The following is a 20,178-nucleotide window of genomic DNA, read 5'->3' as shown; positions in this document are numbered from 1 at the left end:
GGGGGGGCGGGTGGCTGGTGGTTGGTGGGCTAGTGGTGGCCGGCCGCCAGTGCCTTTTCCGTGGCCGACCGCACCAGAGCCTCCGTGGCGCCGGTCAGCGCGGGACGCGGGGGGCGACTCGGTCCGCCGAAGCGGCCCGCGATGTCCATCGACAACTTGATGGACTGCACGAACTCGGTCTTGGAGTCCTGGCGCAGAAGCGGGTGCAGTGACCGGTAGAGCGGGAGCGCCGTTTCCAGATCGCCCGCGCAGGCGGCGTGGTACAACTCCGCGCAGGACGCGGGAAAGGCGTTCGGATAGCCGGCGACCCAGCCGACCGCGCCCGCGAGGGCCAGTTCGACGAGGACGTCGTCCGCGCCGATCAACAGGTCCAGCTCAGGCGCCAGTTCGGCGACTTCGTACGCCCTGCGCACATCACCGCTGAACTCCTTCACCGCCACGATGCTGCCGTCCGCGTGCAGTTGGGTCAGCAGGTCGGGCGTCAGGTCGACCTTCGTGTCGAGCGGGTTGTTGTACGCGACCACGGGCACCCACGCCTTGGCCGTCTCGGCGTAGTGGGCGCGCACGGCACCTTCGTCGGCGCGGTAGGTGTTCGGCGGCAGGAGGAGCACCGAGCCGCAGCCCGCCTCCGCCGCCTGCTCGGCCCAGCGGCGGGACTCGGCGCTGCCGTAGGCGGACACGCCGGGCATCACGCGCGCTCCGTCGCCCGCCGCGTCGACGGCGGTGCGGACGACGCGGGCGCGTTCGTCGTCGGTGAGGGTCTGGTACTCGCCCAGGGAGCCGTTGGGGACCACACCGTCGCAGCCGTTCGCGAGGAGGTGCCGGACGTGCTCGGCGTAGGCGTCGTAGTCGATCGAGAGGTCCTCGCGCAGGGGGAGCGCCGTGGCGACCATGATGCCGCGCCAGGGGCGGTCCGGGGTCCAGGTGGCGGAGGTCATGAGGGGTGCCCTTCTGTGGGGTCGTCGGCGGGGTGGCCCGTGGGGTGGTCCGGCTCTGTTCGGGGTGTGCGCTTAGGGGGGTGGGTCGGTGCGTCGGGTGTGTTGGGCGTGGTGGAGGTCGTCGGGGGTGAGCTGGAAGTGGCGGGTGGGGCTTGTGCGGGGGGCGGGTCCTGAGGGGCGGGGCGTGGCTCGGGCAGGCGGGCCAGGACGCCGAGGGGGACGGGCGCGGCCAGTGGGCGCCGGTCGGGGGGCGTGGTGGTGGGGGGCGCCGGGGTCTCGGAGGTCACGGGGGTGCCGGAGGTCGCGGGGGTGCCGGTGGGCTGCGCCGCGAGGCAGGCCACGGCGGTCCCGCACATGCGGCCCTGGCACCAGCCCATGCCCGCCCGGGTGAGGAGCTTGACGGTACGGGCGTCACGGGCGCCGTAGTCGGCCACCGCCTCGCGGACGCGCCCGGCCGGCACCTCCTCGCAGCGGCATACGTCCGTGTCGTCGGGCAGCCACCGCGTCCAGCCGGGGCCCGGCGCGTGCGCGGCGGTCATCGTCTCGGCGAAGACGCGCCCGCGGTCGCGACGCCGTCGCAGGGCGCGCAGGTGGGACAGCGGGGCCCGAGGGGCGCCGGTCAGGCGGGACACGATCGCGTGGGCCGCCAAGGCGCCTTCGGATATGGCCAGTTGGACGCCGCCGATGCCTGACGTCTCTCCCGCCGCCCAGAGGCCCCGGAGCGAGGTCTCCTGAAGGGGGCTCAGTTCGAGGGCGTGGGTTCCGTCGGCGGTGCGGCGGGTGGCGCAGCCGAGTGCGGTGGCCAGGTCGATCTGCGGGACGAGGCCGTGGCCCACCGCGAGCGCGTCGCAGGCGATGCGGCGCGCCGTACCCGGGATCGGCCGCCAATCGCGGTCCAGGCGGGTGACCGTCACGGCCTCCACCCGGTCTGTGCCGTGCGCTCGGGTCACGGCGGTGCGGGTGCGCAGGCGTACCCGGTGGCGCAGCAGGGCCGTGCCGTGGAGCGCGGCCTCCGCGAGCTTGTGCGGGTTGGCGGCGAGGGCGCCGGGGCGGCGGGCGTAGCCGAGGTATCCCGAGGCCTCGATCACCTCGGGGACGCGGGCCCCGGCCGCGGTGAGCGAGGCGGCGACGGCGAGCAGCAGCGGGCCGCTGCCCGCGACGACGACACGGCGGCCGGGCAGGGCGAGCCCCGACTTGAGCATGGCCTGGGCGCCGCCCGCGCCGACGACGCCGGGCAGGGTCCAGCCGGGGAAGGGCAGGTGGCGCTCGTACGAACCGGTCGCGAGGAGGACCGTTCGGGCCCGCACGATGACCGGCTCCCTCCCCGAGCCGGGCTCTTCCCCGGCGGACGGGTGATCCGGGTCATCCCCGGTGAGGGCGTGGACGGCCCACTGGGGCGGTAGGGGTGCCCCAGACGGTGCCAGGCCGGCGGCCGCCTCGCGTGTCACCGTCCAGACGTGGTGGCCGAAGAGCAGGGTGACGTCGCTCGCCGCCAGTCGAGCGCGCAGCCCGGCGAACGTGGACCAGTCATGGTGCAGGGCCTCGGGGCGGGTGGCGCCCGTGGCCGGTGAGGGGTGCCGGTAGAACTGGCCGCCCGGCTGACCGGCGGCGTCCAACAGTGCGACCCTCAGGCCAAGTTCGGCGGCCGTCACCGCGCCGGCCAGGCCCGCCGGACCGGCGCCGAGTACCGCGAGATCGTACGTCTCAGACGGCGAGCCCGGCATGGCCGTCCCCTTCCTGTGTGCTCACCGCGTCACCGGGCCGCGCGGTGACCAGGCACGCCCGCCGGTTCGGGCGTCCGTTGACGGTCGCGAGGCAGTCGTAGCACTGGCCGATGCCGCAGAACGCCCCGCGCGGCCGTCCGCCGATCCGGGTACGGCGCCAGGCGAGGATGCCCGCGGACCAGAGAGCGGCGGCGAGGGACTGCCCGGGCAGCGCGGTCAGTTCGCGTCCGTCGAAGGTGATGGTGAAGGCGGCGTCCGGTGTGGCGCCCACGAGCGCTGCGGGTGAGCGGCCGCCGGGGTACTTCTGGTCCTGGTCCTGGTCCGCGTCCCGGTCCCGGTCGTCGGGCCTTCGGGTGGTGGATGTTACGTCGTCACCTGCCATGGGCCCGGCCCCTCTCGCCCAGCTCATTCGCTCGCCCCCGTACGTCTCGTGCGCCTCGTGCTTCTCATGTGTCCCGCACCTTCTCGTCGGCCTTTCCCGTGAAGCGTTCGGGGGCGAACGGCGTCACGTCCAGCGGTGGTTCACGGCCCGTCAGCATCGCGGCGATGAGCAGGCCCGTCGCCGGCGCGAGCCCGATGCCCGCGCCCTCGTGGCCGCACGCGTGCAGCAGCCCGGGGACGCGGGGGTCGGGGCCGATCGCGGGGAGGTGGTCGGGGAGGTAGGGCCGGAAGCCCGCGTAGGCACGGATCGCCCGCACCTCGGCGAGGGCGGGGAAGAGCCGGGTGGCCTGGGTCGCGAGGCGCCGCAGGACCTCCACGGACAGAGTGGGGTCGAAGCCCACTCTCTCCCGGCTCGCCCCGATGAGCACCGGGCCCGCCGGGGTGCCTTCCACCACCGCGGAGGTCTGGAGGGCGGCGGAGCCGCTCGCGACGTCCGCGACGTAGTCGGCGGAGTACACCTTGTGCCGCACCACGCGCGGCAGGGGTTCGGTGACGAGGACGAAGCCGCGACGGGGCAGCACCGGCAGTTCGACGCCCGCGAGGCGGGCGAGCCGGCCGCCCCAGGTGCCGGTGGCGTTGACGACGTGCGGTGCGCGGAGGTCGCCCCGGGGCGTCCGCACTCCTCGTACCGCGCCGCCGGACCCGGTGAGTACCGCGGTGACTTCCTCGCCGAGCCGCAGTGTGAGGCGTCCCCTGTCGCCGCCGTCCTCTTTTCCTTCCAAGGCCGTCGCTCGGAGCAAGTGCGCTGCTGCCAGGGCCGGTTGGACCTGGGCGTCCTGTGGGTAGTGGAAGCCGCCCGCGAGACCGTGGGCCAGGTGGGGTTCCAGGTCGGCCAGGCGGTCGGCCGGGACCTCGGCCGCTTCGACGCCCGCACGTTGCTGTCCTGCCGCGAAGTCCCGCAGCGCGGCCAGCCCGGCCTCGGTGGAGGCGACGACCAGGCCGCCCTTCCTCTCGTACTCGACGCGTGCGGGGAGCGAGGTCGGGAGGTCGCGCCACAACTGGGTCGACAACAGGGCCAGTTGGAGTTCCGGGCCCGGCTCCTTGTCGGAGACGAGGAGGTTTCCCTCGCCCGCGCCCGTGGTGCCGCCCGCGACGGGGCCGCGGTCCACGACGGTGACGTCGAGGCCGAAGAGGCAGGCGTAGTAGGCGCAGGCCGCGCCGACGACTCCCGCTCCCACGACGATGAGATCCGAGGTTTCCGGCCGTCCGCAAAGGTGTCCCGTCAGCACGGCAGTAATATTTCACATGGCACTGGTGCTGCCAAGGGTGCGTGCGGGGACGGGAGTTGGCGCAGGCGGAGGGCGGGGCGGTCGGGAGGAGTGGTCAGTCGCGTCGGTTGTGGGTGCCGGGGGTGTAGCCGTACGCGCGGCGGAACACGTCGATGAAAGCGCTGGTGGACGACCACCCGCAGCGGTGCGCGACCGTGGTGACCGGCAGTCCGTCGGCCAGCATCCGCAGGGCGTGATAGAGCCGGAGCTGGGTGCGCCACTGCGGGAAGGTCATGCCCAGTTCGCGGCGGAAGAGGCGGCTGAGGGTGCGTTCGCCGGCCCCGGCATCGGCGGCCAGTTCAGCCAGGCCGCGTGGGTCGGCGGGGTCGTCGCGCAGCAGGTCGCAGACGGTCGCGAGGCGGGGGTCCGAGGGGGTGGGCAGCTGGACGGGCTGCTGGGGTGAGGCGCGCAGTTGGTCCAGGAGCACCGCGCGCAGGCGCCGGCGCTCAGGGGTGTCCTCGTGCGGCTCCCGTGTGCAGGCGAGGATCAGTTCGCGCAGCAGCGGGCCGACGGTGAGGACCGTCGGGGCATCGAGGCCCAGCGGGTTCGTGGTGGCGGGCAGGCCCAGCAGGTGCAGGGCCAAGTGGCCGTGGGCGCGGTGGGCGTGGACGCATCCGGCGGGAACCCACAGGGCCCGGGTGCCGGGCGCGAACCAGGTGCCGGCGCCGGTGGTGACGGCCACGACGCCGGAGCCCGCGTAGATGATCTGGTGGTCGTCGTGGCGGTGCGCGTCGATGCGTTCGCCGGGGGCCAGGGCCTGGGTGCGGGTGGGAGCCTCGGGGGTGTGGCGGATGCCGGGGGCCGGCTGGGCGGTGGGGGTGACCGGCTCTGGATTCTGGGGGTGGGGGATGTCGCGCGCTGGCTGGGGGTGGTGGGTGCCCGGGACTGGCTGGGGGTGGTGGGTGCCCGTCACAGGCGGCTGATGGGCGACGTCCGGTGCTGGGTGGGTGTGGCCAATGTCCGGTGCTGATTGGGGGTGTTGGGTACCTGGAGGCGGCCGATGGGCGGCGTCCGGCACTGGCTGGACGTGGCGGGTGCCCGGCACAGGCGGGAAGTGCGCGACGTCCGGCATGGGCGGGGCGTGGGCGACATCCGGCGCCGGCTGGGCGTGGTGGGTGCCCGGCACAAGCGGGGGCTGGGCGGTGCCCGGCACTGGCCCGGGATGGTGAATGTCCGGCTCCGGCGAAGAGTGGCGGTTGTCCGGCATGAGTTGGCATTTTATCGGAAGCGCGCCAGCGGAACGGGTCGCGACGATGAGGCGGTGAACCATTCCCGAGTCGGCGGGCCTCTGCGGAGCATCCGCCACGCCCAATTCACCCGCCGCCCCCAACGACCCCAATCCACTCGCCGCACCGGCACCAAACGCCCCCGCCTTACCCGCCGCTCCCGAACCGTCGACCGCCCCCGCCCCACTCGCCGCCCCCGCCTTACCCGCCGTTCCCGAACCGTCGACCGCCCCCGCCCCACTCGCCGCCCCCGCCCCATCCTCCTCCTCGCCCTCAGTCACGCCTGCGTGGACGTCTATCAAGGCGCCGTCGCCGCGCTCGTGCCCTTTTTCGTGGCGGAGCGTGCCTACAGCTACGCCGCCGCGTCCGGCATCGTGCTCGCCGCGTCCCTGCTCTCCTCCCTCGTGCAGCCGCTGTTCGGCGCGCTGACCGACAGATGGGCCATGCCGTGGCTGCTGCCGGTGAGCACGTTGGTCGGCGGGGCCGGGGTGGCCCTCGCCGGGGTCGGCGGGCACTACGTCCTGACGCTGCTCGTCGTCGCCGTGTCCGGGATCGGCGTCGCCGCGTACCACCCGGAGGCGGCACGCGTGGCGCGGCGGGCCGGCCGGGGCGATCACACCGCCATGGGCTGGTTCTCCCTGGGCGGCAACCTCGGTTTCGCGACCGCGCCCCTGCTGACCGCCGCCGTCGTCGCCACAGGTGGCCTGCGCGCCTCCCCGCTCCTCGTGGTCCCGGCCCTCGCCGGGGCGGCGCTGTGCGTGGCGGCACTGCGGGGCATCCGGGCGGTCGAGACGGCCGCCGCCCCGAGCGGGGCGCCGGACCCCGTCCTCGCGGAGGACGACTGGCCCTCATTCCGGCGGCTGTCCGCGGCCATCGCCTGCCGCTCCATCGTCTTCACCGGGCTGAGCACGTTCATCGCCCTGTACGTGCGGCAGCGCACCGGCGGCGGGGAGACCGCGGGCACCCTCGCGCTCTTCGTCCTCTACCTCGGCGGCGCCGTCGGCACCGTCGCCGGCGGGAAGCTCGCCGCCCGCCACGGACGCCTGCCGGTGGTGCGCTGGTCGTACACCCTGACGGTGTTCGCCGTGGCGGGCGTCGTCCTCGCCCCGGCGCCGCTGCTCCTGCCCTTCGTCGTTCTCGCGTCGGCCGGCCTCTACGTGCCGTTCTCCCTGCACATCACCCTCGGCCAGGACTATCTGCCCCACCGCGTGGGCACCGCGAGCGGGGTCACGCTCGGTCTGACGGTGAGCATCGGCGGCCTCGCGAGTCCCCTCGTCGGAGCACTCGCCGACGCCACCTCCCTGCGCACCGCCCTCGTACCGCTGATCGCCCTGCCCGCCCTCGGCCGGTTCCTGCTGCGCACCCTGCGCGAGCCGGGAGAGCCGGGAGAGCCGGGAGAGCTGGGGGAGCCGGGAGAGCCGGGTGAGAAGGCCGCCTCGCAGCCATGACCGGCCATGAATGACCCTGACCTGACCTGACCTGCCCCGACCCGCCCTGACCGGCCACGCCCCGCCCCACGTGACCCCGCGTGACCCCGAGCGGGGCGATCCGCAGAGTCCCCGGGACCCGGGAGATTTCCCGTTTCCTCGTTCCTGAGGGGTTGTCAGTGCAATATCACATTACTACGTTACGCATCACATGGTCAGGCGGCAGCCATGCACACGTCACCCGCACGCAACCTCAAGGGCCGTCGCGCACAAGGCAGTTGACCGAGGCAGTACCTCCCCACCCCACACAGGAGCCATCGGTGTCCCAGCCACGTCCACGAACTCTGCGCAGATCCGCGCTCGCCGGCGCGATAGCGGCGACCCTCTGCGCCACGGCCGCCCAGTACGGATACGCGGCGGCCGACCCCGCCCCCGCGGCCCCCCGCCACGCCTCCGCCTCCGTCGCCACGGGCAAGGCGGCCGAACCGAACCCCTTGGACATCGTCGACCGCCGGGCGAAGGCCCTCAGGCCCGGCGTGTACAAGATCCCGGCGCCCGGTGGCCTCACGGGCGGCGGCACCCCCGGCCGTACCGCCAAATCGCAGGGCGCCGGGGCGAAAGGCGCGGTGGCCCCCTGCACCCTCGACGGCGTCACCGGTCTGTCCCCCGAGCGGTTCACCGACTTCCTCGCCGACCCTGCCGTCACCGCCAACGGCTGTCTGAGCGGGCTCATCTGGAACTGGGACCAGCGACTCGCCCCCGTCATGTCCGACGCGCACGTCCAGGCCGTCTCCGCCCGCGTCACCCGGCTCGCCGCCACCCACGACGGCAAGAACGGCAGCAACCTCCTGGAGCTGCTCACCTACCTCCACGCCGTCGCCTACCAGGACTTCTCGCACGACGAGATCGACGTCACCGACGCCCCGACCGTCGACGCCATGCGCCGGGCCGTCGCCGCGTACGGCACGGCCCCCCGCACCTTCGACGTGACCCGCTCCAACGCCGAGTCCCTGCGCGAGGCCCTCTACGCGGCGAGCGCCCCCGGGCTGCGCCAGCACCAACTCCCGCTCGTCAAAAGGGTGCTGGCCACCATGGACGCCGCGCACCCCGAGACCGCCAAGGACACCTCCTGGGCCGGGTCGGCGCTCGCCGCGCTGTCGCTGAACTACCTGGGCGTGTATCCCGGCAACCAGGACACCGCCTTCCACGCGGCGGTCAAGGCCGACCCGTCCTACCGCGCCGCCTTCAAGGCCTTCGCCGGCCACACCCACCTCAAGGGCACGGCCAACGCCTGGGTGGTCCGCGACGCGCTCAGCGAGTACGGCAGGTTCGGCCAGGTCGAGGGGCTGAGGAACGAGATCGTCTCCGGACTCGGCGGCCTGGTCGCCGTCACCACGCGCAACTTCGGCGAGGGCAGCGCCCCTTGGGCCAAGGTCGCCACCTGGCTGAACGAATACGGGGCCTGCGCGCCGTACAAGGTCTGCAAGGCGGACATCGAACGCCGCCTCTTCCCGCGCACCTTCACGTACGACAAGGGCGGGATGAAGGCCCGTACCGCACTCGACCGGGGGACCGTCGACCAGCTCTACTACGCGAGCAAGCAGGTCAAGGCCCAGTTCCACCGCGTCATCGGCACCCGGGAACCACTCGCCGGCGACCCCAACACCACTCTGACCACGGTGCTTTACGCCTCCCGCGCCGACTACGAGAACTACCACCCGCTGCTCACCGGGATGGACACGAACAACGGCGGCGTCTACATCGAGCAGGGCGCGACCTTCTACACCTACCAGCGGCGCGTCCCGCAGGACTCGACACTGACCCTGGAAGAGCTCTTCCGGCACGAGTACACGCACTATCTCAACGGCCGCTGGGCGGTGCCCGGCTTCTTCGGCGAGGGCCCCTGGTACGAGGGCGACCGGACCACCGCGATGGACGAGGGCACCGCCGAGTTCTTCGACGGCGCCACCCGCGACGACGGCGTCAAGGTCCGCAAGTCACTGGTCCAGGGCATCATCGACGACACGGCGGGCGGCGGCCCGAGGATGAGCGTCGACCGGCTCCTGCACGCCACGTACGACGGGGACGGCTTCCGCTTCTACGACTACGCGGGCACCTTCTTCGAGTTCCTGTGGAGCGAACGGCCCACCCTCATCCGGGAGATGTACGCCCTGCTGCGCGCCGACGACCCGGCGGGCTTCGACGCCTGGCGCGACCGGCTCGGCAAGGACAGCGGGCTGCAGAGCGCGTACGACGCCTTCCTCGACCGGCAGATCGCCCACGTCGACGAGCTGTTCGTGCCGGACACGACGTACGTGCCGGTGGCGCGGCTGCGCGACACCACGGCCGCCCAGGTCCGCGACTCCTTCAAGGCGACGACGGGCAGCACGCCCGAGTGCCGCTCGAACGGCGCCCCGGAGCGCCCCCGCTACCTCTGCACCGGGCGGATCACCGCCAACCTGAGCGCGTCCGGTGATCCGGACGCCGTGTTCGAGGACATGTCGGAGACGGTGGACTACTACCTGCTCGACCGTGCCGAGGCGGGGCACAACAACCTCGCCGACATGAACTGTTCGTTCGGCCAGGTGGAGATTTGGTCCAACGGCCGGGCGGGCAGCGCCGATTACGACTGCGAGGGCCCACTCAAGGGCTGAACCGTACGGGGCCGGCGCCCGGCGGGGCGGGTCAGGCGCCGGCCCCCACCAGGAGTTCCGCCGCCGCGATCCCGGACACCCGGGTCGCCCCGTGTGTGATCAGATGGGCGGCGCCCGGCGTGTCGCCCCCCGGGACGCCCATCTCGACCACCAGCGCGTCGGGGCGGCTGCGCAGGAGGCGGGTCAGCGTGTCGGTCATCCAGCGGTGGCGGGCCGCGTCGCGGACCACCACCACCAAGGCCCGGCCCGTCGCCGGAGCCAGGGCCTCCCGCTCCAAAAGGTCGCCCTCGTGCGCCAGTTCAGGCTCGGTCAGGCGTACGGACGTCGTGCCCGGACGCAGGTCGCGCAAAGGGCCGGCGACGCCCCAGGGGGTGTGGCCGTCGACGGCGAGGTTCATCGTGGGGGACAGCTCCACCACGTGCGGCGCGCCCGTGAGGGGCAGCACCGTCTTGGAGCGGTGGCGCACGCGGACCGCGCGGCGCGCCGCGACCAGGCCGATGTCCGAGTCCCGCACCGCCCCCGCCACGGCCCGGGAGCGCTCGCCCGACCACGCGGCGAACGCGGCGACCCGGGCGCTCGCCGCCGCCAGCCGCTCCTCGGGGAGCGAGCCGCCGAGCACGGCCTTGACCAGGGCCGTGGCGAGCAGGTCGACCGTGGCCTCCGCGGCGCTCTCGCCGCCCACGCACACCGCGTCCACCCCGCCCGCGACCGCCCGGACGGTGGCCCCGTCGATGCCGTAGCGGTCGGTGACGGCGCCCATCTCGATGCCGTCGGTGACCAGGAGCCCGTCGAACCCCAGCTCGCCGCGGAGCAGGTCCACCAGAATGCGGTGGCTGAGCGTCGCCGGCAGGTCGGGGTCGTACGCGGGAGCCAGCACATGGGCGGTCATCACCGCGCGGACGCCCGCCTCCTGCGCGGCGATGAACGGCGGCAGCGCCGTGAGCGCGATCTCCTCGGCGGAGCCCCGCACCTGCGGCAGACCGTAGTGCGAGTCGACCACCGTGTCCCCGTGGCCGGGGAAGTGCTTGGCGCAGGCGGCGACGCCGGCGCTCTGCAGGCCGCGGATCCAGGCGGCCGTGTGACGGGAGACGAGGTCGGTGCGGGAGCCGAAGGAGCGTACGCCGATCACCGGGTTGAGGGGATTGGAGTTCACGTCCGCGCTGGGCGCGAAGTTGAGGGACACGCCGGCGGCGTGCAGGTCGCGGCCGATGTCGTGCGCCACGCGCTCGGTCAGGTCGATGTCGTCCACCGCGCCGAGGGCGAGGTTGCCGGGCCGGGACGAGCCCGTCCACGCCTCCAGACGGGTCACGTCGCCCGCCTCCTCGTCGATGGCGACGATGAGGTCCGGGTTCTCCGCGCGCAGGCTCGCGGTGAGGCGGGCGACCTGCTCGGGCGTCTCGATGTTCCGCGCGAACAGCACGACGGAGCGCAGGCCCTCGGCGATGCGGCGGCGCACCCAGTCGGGGGCCGTGGTGCCCTCGAAGCCGGGCTGCAGCACGGAGTTGGCCAGCTGCTCCAGAGTGGGGTCACTGCTCGGTGCCATGGCGCGACCTCCGAAGGTGCGGGTACGTGGCGTACGGGGCGTGGCCCGTGGGACGTGGGGCACCCAGCGGGGCTCCTGCAGATTGGTCCAGGCCAATCGGATAGTGGATATTGGCGCGCGGCGATCGGAGCTGTCAAGAAGCCGGAACCGGCCGAGGCGGGCGAATCGAGCTCCCGCGAGGAGAAGTTGGGCGATGCTGGAGTCGTCCGCTGATCGCAACCGGTGGGGGGAAGGCCATGCGCAGGTATGAACTCGTCGGCAGGCGCGACATCAGACTGGTCACCGACGTGGCGGTGCCGGAGCCGGGGCCGCTGGAGGTGCTCGTGCGCGTGCGCGCCTGCACGGTCTGCAACCGCAGCGACCTCGCCTACTTCCACTACTACGGCCTGCGCGCGCACTGCTCCGAGGGCTGTTTCGGTCATGAGATCGCCGGGACCGTCGAGGCGACCGGCGCCGGCGTGAGCCGGGTCGTGCCCGGGCAGCGGGTCTTCGTGCGGACCCCGCTCACCACCGGGTACGCCGACTTCGCGCTGGCCCGCGAGATATCCGTGGGCGCGCTGCCCGACGCCGTCCCCTTCGAGCAGGGCGCGATCCTGCAACTGCTGCCGCTGGCCGTGCACGCCACCCGCGGCGTGCGGCTCGGCGACCGTGTGGCGATCGTCGGACAGGGTCCCGTCGGGCAGCTGGCGCTGCGTGTCGCGCTGGCACGCGGCGCCGCCGAGGCCGTCGTCGCCGACCTCGACGTGTGGCGCCTCGAACGGTCGTCCACCGCGGGCGCCGACGCGGTACGCCGCGTGGACGGCGGCAGCGAACAACTGGCGGCGATCGGCGCGGACTTCGACGTCGCCGTGGACGCCGTCGGCACGCCCACCACGCTCAACGCCTGCGTCGGACTCGTACGCCAGAACGGTCTCGTCGTCCTCCTCGGCACCCATCACATCGACACGCACGTCACCCTCGATTTGGTCACCTGGGAGCGCAAGGGACTGCGGGTGCACAGCTCCGCCGAACCCCTGGACACCGCGCGCGCCGAAGCCCTCGCCGCCGCCGAACGCCTCGCCCACCGCCGCACCGAGGCCCTGCGCCTTCCCGACCTGCACACGCACACCTACCCCCTGGACGAGCTGCCGAAGGCCATGGAGCAGCTCTCCGCGAGCCGCGCCCTGTACCCCGACGGCGAGCACGCCCCCTACGCCGGGCCGCCGCGCGAGACGCTGAAGGTGGCGATCGTCCCGTGAACCCGCGGGCGTGCGCCCTGAACCCGTGAGGTGGGCCATCGCCGGATACGGCGACATCGTGACGCGCCGCGCGCTGCCGGCCCTGCGCGCGCTCGGCGAGGAACCGGCCGCCCTGTGGGGCCGCGACCCGCACCGCGCGGCGCGCGTCGCCCGGCGGTTCGGCGTCGCCAGGTCCGGCGCCGACCCCGGGCTGCTGCTCACGGGCGTCGACGCCGTGTACGTCGCCACGCCCGTCGCGAGCCATGTGCCGCTCGCCCGCGCCGCGTTGGACGCCGGGCTGCCGGTCCTCGTCGAGAAGCCGCTCGCCGGGGGCCTCGCCACCGGCGGCACGCTGGCGGCGGCCGGGCGGTGCGCGGGCGTCGCGTACTACCGCAGGCTCGCGCCGGCCCCGCGCCGACTGCGCGCGGAACTCGCCCGGTGGACGCCCGAGCGGGTCGACGTGCGCTTCCGGTGCCCCTTCGATCCGGGCCCCGGCGACCCGATGCGCTGGCGCACCGACCCCGCCGTCTCGGGCGGTGGCGTACTCGCCGACGCCGGAAGCCACCGCGTCGACCTGCTGCTCCACCTCTTCGGGCAGCCGTACGAACTGACGGCGCGGCTCGGCGACCGTTTCCCCGAAGGCGCGGAGCGGCGGGCCGACCTCACCCTGACCTGGCCGTCGGGGCTGAGGGCGCGCTGCCTCCTGGAGTGGGGCGAGGGCCCGCCCGTGGACCGCGTCGAGCTGACCGGGGGCGGGCGCGCCGTGACGCTCGACCCGCTCGACGCGGGACGGCTCGTGGGGCTGACCGGGGCCCCGCTCCACCTGCCCCCGGCGGCCAACCCCCACCAGCCGCTGCTCGCCGACTTCGCGGCGGCCGTCGGACAGGGCCGGGCGCCGGTGTGCCCGGTGGCGGAGGCCCGGCTGGTGGATGATGTGATCACGGCGGCACAGCGTTCGAACGCGATGGGCGCCCGCCCGATCCGGCTCGGAACCTGATCGCCCACGACGGGCACCTCACGCCCCGTCGTCCGCCGACCAGGGCCGCAGCCAGCGCGGGTCGGGTCGGTCGTCGCGGCGTACGAAGCGGGCGTCGACGGACAGGCGCATCGCGTCCGTCGTGGTGTCCAGGGACGCGTGGATGATGTGCGGCAGGTGCACCATCACGTCGCCCGCCGCGAAGTCCGCCCAGAGCCAGCGGCGGCCCAGCGTACGGGCGGTGAGCGCCAGGTCGTGGCAGATCTGGCGGCGGTCGCCCGGCCGGTCGGTGATGTCGCGCAGCGGCGCGTACTCCTCCGGTGCCAGCCGGTGCGAGCCCTCCAGGTACACGAGCGCGCCGGTCGCGGGCGGGCAGTCGCCGACGGGGATCCACAGGGTGACGACGCGCGGCGAACCCCGGTCCATGTAGTCGAAGTCGACATGGGCGCGCGAGGCGCGGCGCGTGCCCCGGTGGAAGTGGCGCAGGATGCGGCGCGGCAGCATCCGGACGTCGGCGTCGAGGAGCTGGGAGGCGAGCGCGGCGAGGGCGGGGTCGCCCACGAACCGGGCGAAGGGCGCCGAGCGCACGAAGGCGTACGCGGGATGCCCCGGAACCCCGTACTCCGGGATCCGCGCGGGCACCCGCCCGGAGAACACGCCGTCGCGCGGGTCGCTGCCCGCCGCGAGCAGCCCCGGCGGGAACAGCGAGAAGTACCGGCCGCGCAGCCCCAGCACCTCTCCGCGGTCGAGCAGCCCCGGCAGGTACAGGTAGCCGTCCGCATGGAGCCGCGCGCGCAGCGCCGCCGGATCCCGCGACGACAGCAGGTCGGCGCTGGGCCGCAGCCGGCCGAAGAGTTCCGGCGTGAAGGGGATGGGCACGCCGTTCGACGACAAGTTCACTGGGGGTGTCCTTCGGTCAGTAGACGCCTTCCACCGCCTCGGCGGAGCCCTCGCCGTCCGCCCGGAAGGGCCGCACCGCGGCCACCCCGTCCCAGGGGAACCAGGGGTGCGGGCCGGTCCTGACCGCGCTGTCCCGCTCCAGGAGGTTCGGCAGGAAGAGGTCTTCGAGGAGCGTCGTGGCCCGCACGCGCCCGCGCCCGCCGACGGCGACCTCGCGCCACGGGTCGGTGGGGTCCACGACCCGCAGCACCGCGAAGGGCGGCGGCAGATGGTAGGAGTGCCCCGCCCCGTCCGGCAGCCCGGCCGCCGCGCCCGCCGCCGCGTCGCCCTGGAGCGCGTGCCCGACCAGCGTGTTGCCGTACGTGTCGATCCACTGCACGCCCGCCAGGTGCTCCTCGCGCAGGAACCGGGCCTCGGCCGCCGTGCACGACGTCCCGCCCGTGCACACCGCGCGGACGCCGTACGCGCGCAGGGGGCGCGGCAGTCGCATCGCGAGTTCCAGGAGCAGCCGCGAGGTGGTGAAGAGCAGCGCGGGGCGCTCGGCGGTCAGCAGAGTCAGGGTCTGGTCGACCAGGTGCACGGTGTACGCGTCCGCCTCACCGCCCGAGCGCAGCGCGGCCTTCACCCAGCGCGGGTCGAAGTCGATGGAGTGCACGGCGCCGCGCCAGCTGTCCGCGAGGCCCTCCACGAAGTGCCCGTACGCGTGCGGGCCGCTCGGCGTCATGGCGAGGACGTCGCCGCCCGCCACGCCGCGCGCCTCCAGGACCATGCGGTAGATCTCCACGTCGTACGCCAGGCGCGTGACGTTGACGATCCGGCAGGGCGCGCCGGTGGTGCCGCCGGTCTCGAAGACGCGGAAGGGCCGGTCGCGGTAGCCGCGGGGCAGCAGGTCACGGGCGTGGGCGGCGCGCAGTTCCGCCTTGTCGAAGAGGCCGAACAGCTCCAGCGCGGCGAAGCCGTCGACGTCCTTGACGGGGTCGAAGCCGAGCGAGCCGCGCCGGGCCGCCCAGAAGGGGCTCGCCGTCCGCGGGTCGAAGTGCCAGCGCATCATGCGCCGCGTCCACGTGTCGAGGTCGATGCCCAGCTCCGGAACGCGCGTGCGCAAGGTGGCGGCAAGCGTGCCGAAGGCGGTGGTCATCGCGGGGCCTCACTTCGCTGGGCGGGGCGCGGACGGCACGGGGCGGTGCACGAACAGGGACCCGGCGGTGAAGGACCGCACGGCGTCGGGCCGCGCGTGCAGGACGGCGGCGAAGGGGAAGGGGACTTCGTGGCCGACCAGGGGATGGCCTTCGGGGTCCTGGATCAGCACGAGCCGGGGCAGTACGCAGGGGGCTCCGTCGACGAGGGCGATCGGGTCCCGGCGGGTGAGCATCCGGTCGTCCGGGCGCATCCGCTCCCGGACCGAGCGCAGGGCCCGGTGGGCCGTGTCCGGGTCGCGGAAGACGGTGAGCGGCCAGTCGGTGTGGTGGCGGGCCGGGGCGATCGCGTCGAGGGCGTCGGCGAGAGAGGACGCGAGGGAGGCGCTCTGTTCGCGGTCCGCGCAGATGATGGTGCGTACGTTGCTGCAGAACCGCCCCGAATCGCCCGCGACCAGGGGCAGCAGCCAGGCCACGGCCTCGCCGGCCGGCATCCCGGAGGGCACCAGGGCGCAGCCCCGGCCCGGCCCGTGCAGGGTGAGCGTGGGGGCCGTACGCAGTGCCGCGGCCAGGCCGGTCCCGCCGTAGACCACCTGGCGGTCGGCGCGCCGCAACAGGCCGTGCAGCGACCGCTGCGCGCAGGGGTAGAGGCCGAGGCGGGCGGCGGGCCAGCCGACGGCGAGCAGGGCGGCGACGAGCCGGGCGGCGGAGAGCGGCTCGCGCCGGCTGGGGCGCACCCACACGGCTCCGGACCGCTCGGCCTCGCCGAGCACGGAGTCCAGGCAGGTGAAGGTGTTCCCCGGCAGCGCGACGAGGGCCAGCCGGTCGTCGGCCGGCGCCCCGGCGCCCGCTTTCAGCAGGCTCTCGCGGAGCAGCGCGCACCAGCGGTCCACGAGCGGTCCGGGCAGCCCCGCCGTCTCCCACAGCGCCGCGCGGAAGCCGTCGGCGTCCTGCTCGCCGAGACCCCCGATCTCGACCCTGCCCTGGGCGAACAACTCCAGGGCGGCGAGCAGCAGTTCACGGCGGTCGGTGAGCGGCGGCAGATCGGTGCGCACGGCCTGCCACCACTTGTGGTCGGCGTCGGCGACGATCTCCGGGACCAGCGCGAGACGGTACGCCGTCCTCGGGCCCGGCAGCGCGGCGGTGTCCGGGGAGGTGTGCCAGCCACCCCTGCGGAACGCGCCGAGCACCGCCGTCACGACAGCTCTCTGCGGAGCGCGGCGACCACCCGGATCTGCTCGGCCTCCGTCAGGGACGGGTACAGCGGCAGCGCGACATGGTGCCGGGCGAACCAGCGGGCGTGCTCGAACCCGCCGGGCGCCGCCCGGTGGGCACCGGACGCGAAGTAGGGGTGGTCGCACAGCAGATGGTCGTACACCTCACCGGCGAGCGCCACGCCGTGCCGCTCCCGCAGCCGCTTCTTCAGGAGCGCGCGGTCCAGCGGCCCGTCGGGGTCGGGGTAGGCGAGGTACTTGTAGAAGTTGCCGCCCGAGGCGCGGGGCACGGCGTGCGGCCGGATGCCCGGCACGTCGGCGAGCAACGCGTCGTAGCGGGCCGCCAGTTCGCGACGCCTCGCCAGGGTGCGGGAGAAGCGCTCCAGGTCGACCGTGCCGACGGCGGCGTGGAGTTCGCTCAGCCGCCAGTTGCCGCCCGGGCGGTCGTGCAGGGTGGAGCCCTGGGCGCTCTTGCCGTGGTCGCGCCAGCGCCGCACCTGCTCCAGATCGCCGGGCAGCGCGGCGGACAGCAGGCCGCCCTCACCGCTGACGGCGACCTTCGTCGGGAAGAAGGAGAAGGCGCCGAACCGGCCGAAGCCGCCCGCCGGACGCCCGTCCAGCGTGGCGCCGAAGGCGTGCGCGGCGTCCTCCACCACGGGGATGCCGCGCTCCCGGCAGTGCGCGAGGACCCCGTCGAGCGCGGGTGACACGATGCCGCCGATGTGGACCGGCAGCACGGCGGCCGTGTCGGGACACCGGTCCAGGGCGACGCGCAGCGCGTCCGGGTCCATGCCGAGGCCGTCCGGCTCGATGTCGACGAACCGTACGGCCGCCTGGGCGCGCACCGCCGCCGCGGCCGTCGCGAAGAACGTGTTGACGGGCATGAGCACCGTGCGGCCGGCCACGCCGATGATGCGCAGCGCGATCTCCAGGGCCGCCGAACCGGAGGCGACGGCGGCGGTCCGGGTGCCGGTCCAGGGGCGGGCCAGCTCCTCGAACCGGGCGACCTGCGGGCCCTGGGTGAGGACACCGGAGGCGAGCGCGGCGTCGACGCGGTCGAGCACGGCGCGCCGGTCGGACACGGTGAAGTGGACGCGCTGGGCCGGGACCGGAGCGGGAGCGGGCCGCCGTCCGGCGGACAGGGCGCGCGTGAAGAAGTCCGCCGCGTGGCCGACGTGCGTGCCGTGGCCCATGGGCAGCTCGTGCACCTCCAGCGCGGGGGCGCCCGAGGAGGCGGCTGCCGACCCGGCGCTCTCGTACGCCGCGCGGACCGTCTCCGCGGCGGCCCGCGCGTCGGCCGGTTCCAGGTAGGCGTCGGCCGTGCCGTACTGGAGCTGGAGCGGGGCCGGGGCGAGCGCGGCATACAGGTCGGCCAGGTCGGCGTACTCCAGGATGCCGGGAAGCACCGCTCCCTCGTGGCCCGTCAGGAGCCGCACGAACAGCGCCTGGTAGCTGCCCAGATGACTGGCCGCGCAGAGCGGAAGACCCGCGCGGGGTGCGAGCAGCGCGGTGTGCAGGGCGACCGCCGCGCCGAGGCTGTGCCCGAACAGGCCTACGCGTTCGGGGTCCACCCGTGGATGGGCCGCGAGGACGTCGAGTGCGCCCAGGGCGTCACCGACGAGCGCGCCCAGCAGCGAGCGGCCGGTCAGCGTGAACGCGTGGGCGAGCAGCGTGCCCTCGTCCCGCCCGGCCGTGCGCCCGCCGTCCAGGCCGCCGCCGATGCCGTGGTCGAAGGAGAGGGTGACGAAGCCCGCGCGGGCCAGCTGTTCGGCGACGTTGCGGTCCGGGTGGTCGGGGGGCTCGGCGCCGGTGAGCTGGTCGAGGCGGGCGTTCTTGCCGCCGAGGACGAGGACGGCCGGGCCGGGCGCGCCGCTCGGCGGGGCGAGGAGGGTGCCGGGGAAGGCGCCGCGTACCGGCGAGTCGAACATCAGCCGTTCGCGGTGCAGTCCGTCGCTCACGGCGGTGTGGCTCCCGGTGACGGTGAGCGGCGCCCGCTCCACGCGGGCCAGCCGCGCCACCACGGCACGCAGCCGCGCGGAGCGGCTTCCGGCGCCGTCCAAGGGCTCGTGGCGCAGGGCCGGTTCGGCGGTCAGGAGCCGGCGCAGGTGACGGAGCTGCATGCGCGGCTCAGACGAAATCGGCGTGCAGGGTGCTGGGCACTTCCAGCGCGTAGGCGTCCAGCGCCTCGTCCAGTTTGATCTGGCCGCGTTTGAGGAGTTCCAGGAGTTCGTTCTGCGGGCGGTAGAAACACGATTTGCACAGGTCGGTCCGGCGCGGGTTGGAGGCTTCCCACTCGGCGCGCGGGCCGCCTTCGAGTACTTCGGCGTACCCCTGCTCGACCACGTCGCCGATCAGATAGCGGCTGTTGAGATGCACCTGGGGGCACGGATACAGGTTTCCGTCGGCACCGACCGCCGTGACGAAACGGCTGTAGTGGCAGTGCTCGAAGTCGCCCTCCACCTCTTCCACCTGGTCCATCGGCCCGCGGTCCAGCTTGGGCACCGACACCTCGAAGTCCGGGGTGGAGAGCGCGGCGGCGGCGGTGAGCGACTCGGAGATCTCCGGCATCACCGATTCGATGGTCTCGTGGCCGAGGGCGCTGTAGAACTCCGGTTCGAAACGCACGTAATGCGCGCCGGAATCCCGGGCGATATGGGCGGCCGCCATGATCTCCCGATAGTTCTGCAGGGTGATCACGTAGTTGAAGCCGATGCGGAAGTCGGGGTCGACGGCGCTCTGCCTGAGCCGGCCGACCGAGCCGATGAACCGGGAGAACGTCTGCTCGCGGTCCCGCGTGATCTCGTCGAAGGTCGCCTCCGTGCCCGCGTTCAGTCCGATGCGGACCCAGGTGTGGGTCTCGGCGACGCAGGAGGTAGTCTTCGGGCGGCCCAGCCGGGAGCCGTTGGTGATCAGCCCGATCCGCAGCCCGGCCGCGTGCCCCGCCCGGCAGATCTCGGTGTAGCCCGGGTGGATGGTGCACTCACCGCTGCCGCAGAAGGTCACCGCGCGTCCGTCGTTGGCGGCGAACTCGCGCAGCAGCGTGACGGCCTTGTCGGTGGCGATCGAGTCCTTGAACGAGAACAGGTCGTAGAACTGCTCTTCGTTGGGGGAGTGGAAGTTGCAGAAGTTGCAGCGCATGTTGCAGGCGCCCATGATGCCGATCCGCATATGGACGGGCTTGATCTCCTGGCCCGCGACGAAGCGGCGCAGCAGCTCCCCGTGGGCGAGGACCTTCTGCGGGGAGTGCGCCTGATCGAGACTGACGATCGGCAGGCCTTCTCGATTGTGTGGGGCCGCGATGCGAATGTCGCCGGAACCGGGTGTGCTGTTCACGAACCCCCCACGCGATCGATGTGCGGTGACGCTGTCCGAGACGGTCCTTTGCGACATTAGGGAGACCGGTCCGGACTGTCAACGGGTCTAGACAACAAGGGAGTTGACGCCACAAGGAGCCCTTGGGCCGGGCCCCGGCCCCCAGTGGCCGGACGTCGGCGAACTGCTCTGGTTCAGGGGG

Annotated in this window: 15 protein-coding genes; 4 read left to right on the top strand and 11 right to left on the bottom strand. The window is 73.9% G+C overall.

Annotated features, from left to right (window positions below; genetic code table 11):
• Window positions 1–29 precede the first annotated feature (29 nt).
• The 5 genes from ABZ385_RS01835 to ABZ385_RS01815 all read right to left on the bottom strand — a co-directional run bounded on the left by ABZ385_RS01835 (window position 30) and on the right by ABZ385_RS01815 (window position 5,221).
• Window positions 30–938, bottom strand: a complete 909-nt coding sequence (locus tag ABZ385_RS01835; RefSeq protein ID WP_358909111.1) for a dihydrodipicolinate synthase family protein — start codon at window positions 936–938, stop codon at window positions 30–32.
• Window positions 935–2,662: an NAD(P)/FAD-dependent oxidoreductase gene (locus ABZ385_RS01830; RefSeq protein ID WP_358909109.1), complete on the bottom strand. Its 1,728-nt coding sequence runs from the start codon at window positions 2,660–2,662 to the stop codon at window positions 935–937. The genes ABZ385_RS01835 and ABZ385_RS01830 overlap by 4 nt, the downstream gene beginning before the upstream one ends.
• The gene (locus ABZ385_RS01825) at window positions 2,643–2,933 is read right to left on the bottom strand and encodes a (2Fe-2S)-binding protein (protein WP_358909310.1); all 291 of its coding nucleotides are present in this window, start codon (window positions 2,931–2,933) and stop codon (window positions 2,643–2,645) included. The genes ABZ385_RS01830 and ABZ385_RS01825 overlap by 20 nt, the downstream gene beginning before the upstream one ends.
• 175 nt (window positions 2,934–3,108) lie before the next feature.
• A complete protein-coding gene (locus tag ABZ385_RS01820) occupies window positions 3,109–4,287 on the bottom strand; it encodes an FAD-binding oxidoreductase (protein WP_358909308.1) in 1,179 nt (392 codons plus the stop codon).
• Between the two features lie 139 nt (window positions 4,288–4,426).
• On the bottom strand, window positions 4,427–5,221 hold the full coding sequence (locus tag ABZ385_RS01815) for a helix-turn-helix transcriptional regulator (protein ID WP_358699741.1): 795 nt from the start codon (window positions 5,219–5,221) through the stop codon (window positions 4,427–4,429).
• A 633-nt stretch (window positions 5,222–5,854) separates the two neighbouring features.
• On the opposite strand from ABZ385_RS01815, the gene ABZ385_RS01810 reads away from it, so the two are divergent.
• Both ABZ385_RS01810 and ABZ385_RS01805 read left to right on the top strand, forming a co-directional pair.
• On the top strand, window positions 5,855–7,045 hold the full coding sequence (locus ABZ385_RS01810) for an MFS transporter (RefSeq protein WP_358909306.1): 1,191 nt from the start codon (window positions 5,855–5,857) through the stop codon (window positions 7,043–7,045).
• A gap of 299 nt (window positions 7,046–7,344) precedes the next feature.
• The gene (locus ABZ385_RS01805) at window positions 7,345–9,678 is read left to right on the top strand and encodes a collagenase (RefSeq protein WP_358909107.1); all 2,334 of its coding nucleotides are present in this window, start codon (window positions 7,345–7,347) and stop codon (window positions 9,676–9,678) included.
• A gap of 31 nt (window positions 9,679–9,709) precedes the next feature.
• Here ABZ385_RS01805 and ABZ385_RS01800 read toward each other — a convergent pair whose 3' ends face one another.
• A complete protein-coding gene (locus ABZ385_RS01800; RefSeq protein WP_358909105.1) occupies window positions 9,710–11,221 on the bottom strand; it encodes a glycoside hydrolase family 3 N-terminal domain-containing protein in 1,512 nt (503 codons plus the stop codon).
• 236 nt (window positions 11,222–11,457) lie between these two features.
• On the opposite strand from ABZ385_RS01800, the gene ABZ385_RS01795 reads away from it, so the two are divergent.
• Together ABZ385_RS01795 and ABZ385_RS01790 are read left to right on the top strand one after the other, a co-directional pair.
• Window positions 11,458–12,459 (top strand): zinc-binding dehydrogenase, encoded by a 1,002-nt coding sequence (locus tag ABZ385_RS01795; protein WP_358909103.1) that lies wholly within the window; start codon window positions 11,458–11,460, stop codon window positions 12,457–12,459.
• 25 nt (window positions 12,460–12,484) lie between these two features.
• Window positions 12,485–13,435: a Gfo/Idh/MocA family oxidoreductase gene (locus ABZ385_RS01790; RefSeq protein WP_358909101.1), complete on the top strand. Its 951-nt coding sequence runs from the start codon at window positions 12,485–12,487 to the stop codon at window positions 13,433–13,435.
• A gap of 18 nt (window positions 13,436–13,453) precedes the next feature.
• On the opposite strand, the gene ABZ385_RS01785 is transcribed toward ABZ385_RS01790, so the two are convergent.
• The 5 genes from ABZ385_RS01785 to ABZ385_RS01765 are packed head-to-tail and all read right to left on the bottom strand — an operon-like array spanning window position 13,454 to window position 19,997.
• Window positions 13,454–14,314, bottom strand: coding sequence for a phytanoyl-CoA dioxygenase family protein (locus ABZ385_RS01785; protein WP_358590278.1), 861 nt, complete (start codon window positions 14,312–14,314; stop codon window positions 13,454–13,456).
• Window positions 14,315–14,330: 16 nt separating this feature from the next.
• On the bottom strand, window positions 14,331–15,452 hold the full coding sequence (locus ABZ385_RS01780; RefSeq protein ID WP_358909099.1) for a hypothetical protein: 1,122 nt from the start codon (window positions 15,450–15,452) through the stop codon (window positions 14,331–14,333).
• A 9-nt stretch (window positions 15,453–15,461) separates the two neighbouring features.
• Window positions 15,462–16,649, bottom strand: coding sequence for a hypothetical protein (locus ABZ385_RS01775; RefSeq protein WP_358909097.1), 1,188 nt, complete (start codon window positions 16,647–16,649; stop codon window positions 15,462–15,464).
• Window positions 16,646–18,784, bottom strand: coding sequence for a DegT/DnrJ/EryC1/StrS family aminotransferase (locus tag ABZ385_RS01770; protein WP_358909095.1), 2,139 nt, complete (start codon window positions 18,782–18,784; stop codon window positions 16,646–16,648). The genes ABZ385_RS01775 and ABZ385_RS01770 overlap by 4 nt, the downstream gene beginning before the upstream one ends.
• A gap of 7 nt (window positions 18,785–18,791) precedes the next feature.
• Entirely contained in the window at window positions 18,792–19,997 is a 1,206-nt protein-coding gene (locus ABZ385_RS01765) for a radical SAM protein (protein ID WP_358909093.1), read from the bottom strand.
• Between the last annotated feature and the right edge of the window lie 181 nt (window positions 19,998–20,178).

This window comes from Streptomyces sp. NPDC005898 (genome assembly GCF_040629635.1).
In the GTDB taxonomy this organism is placed as follows: domain Bacteria; phylum Actinomycetota; class Actinomycetes; order Streptomycetales; family Streptomycetaceae; genus Streptomyces.
This window is presented reverse-complemented; position numbering and strand designations above follow the sequence as displayed.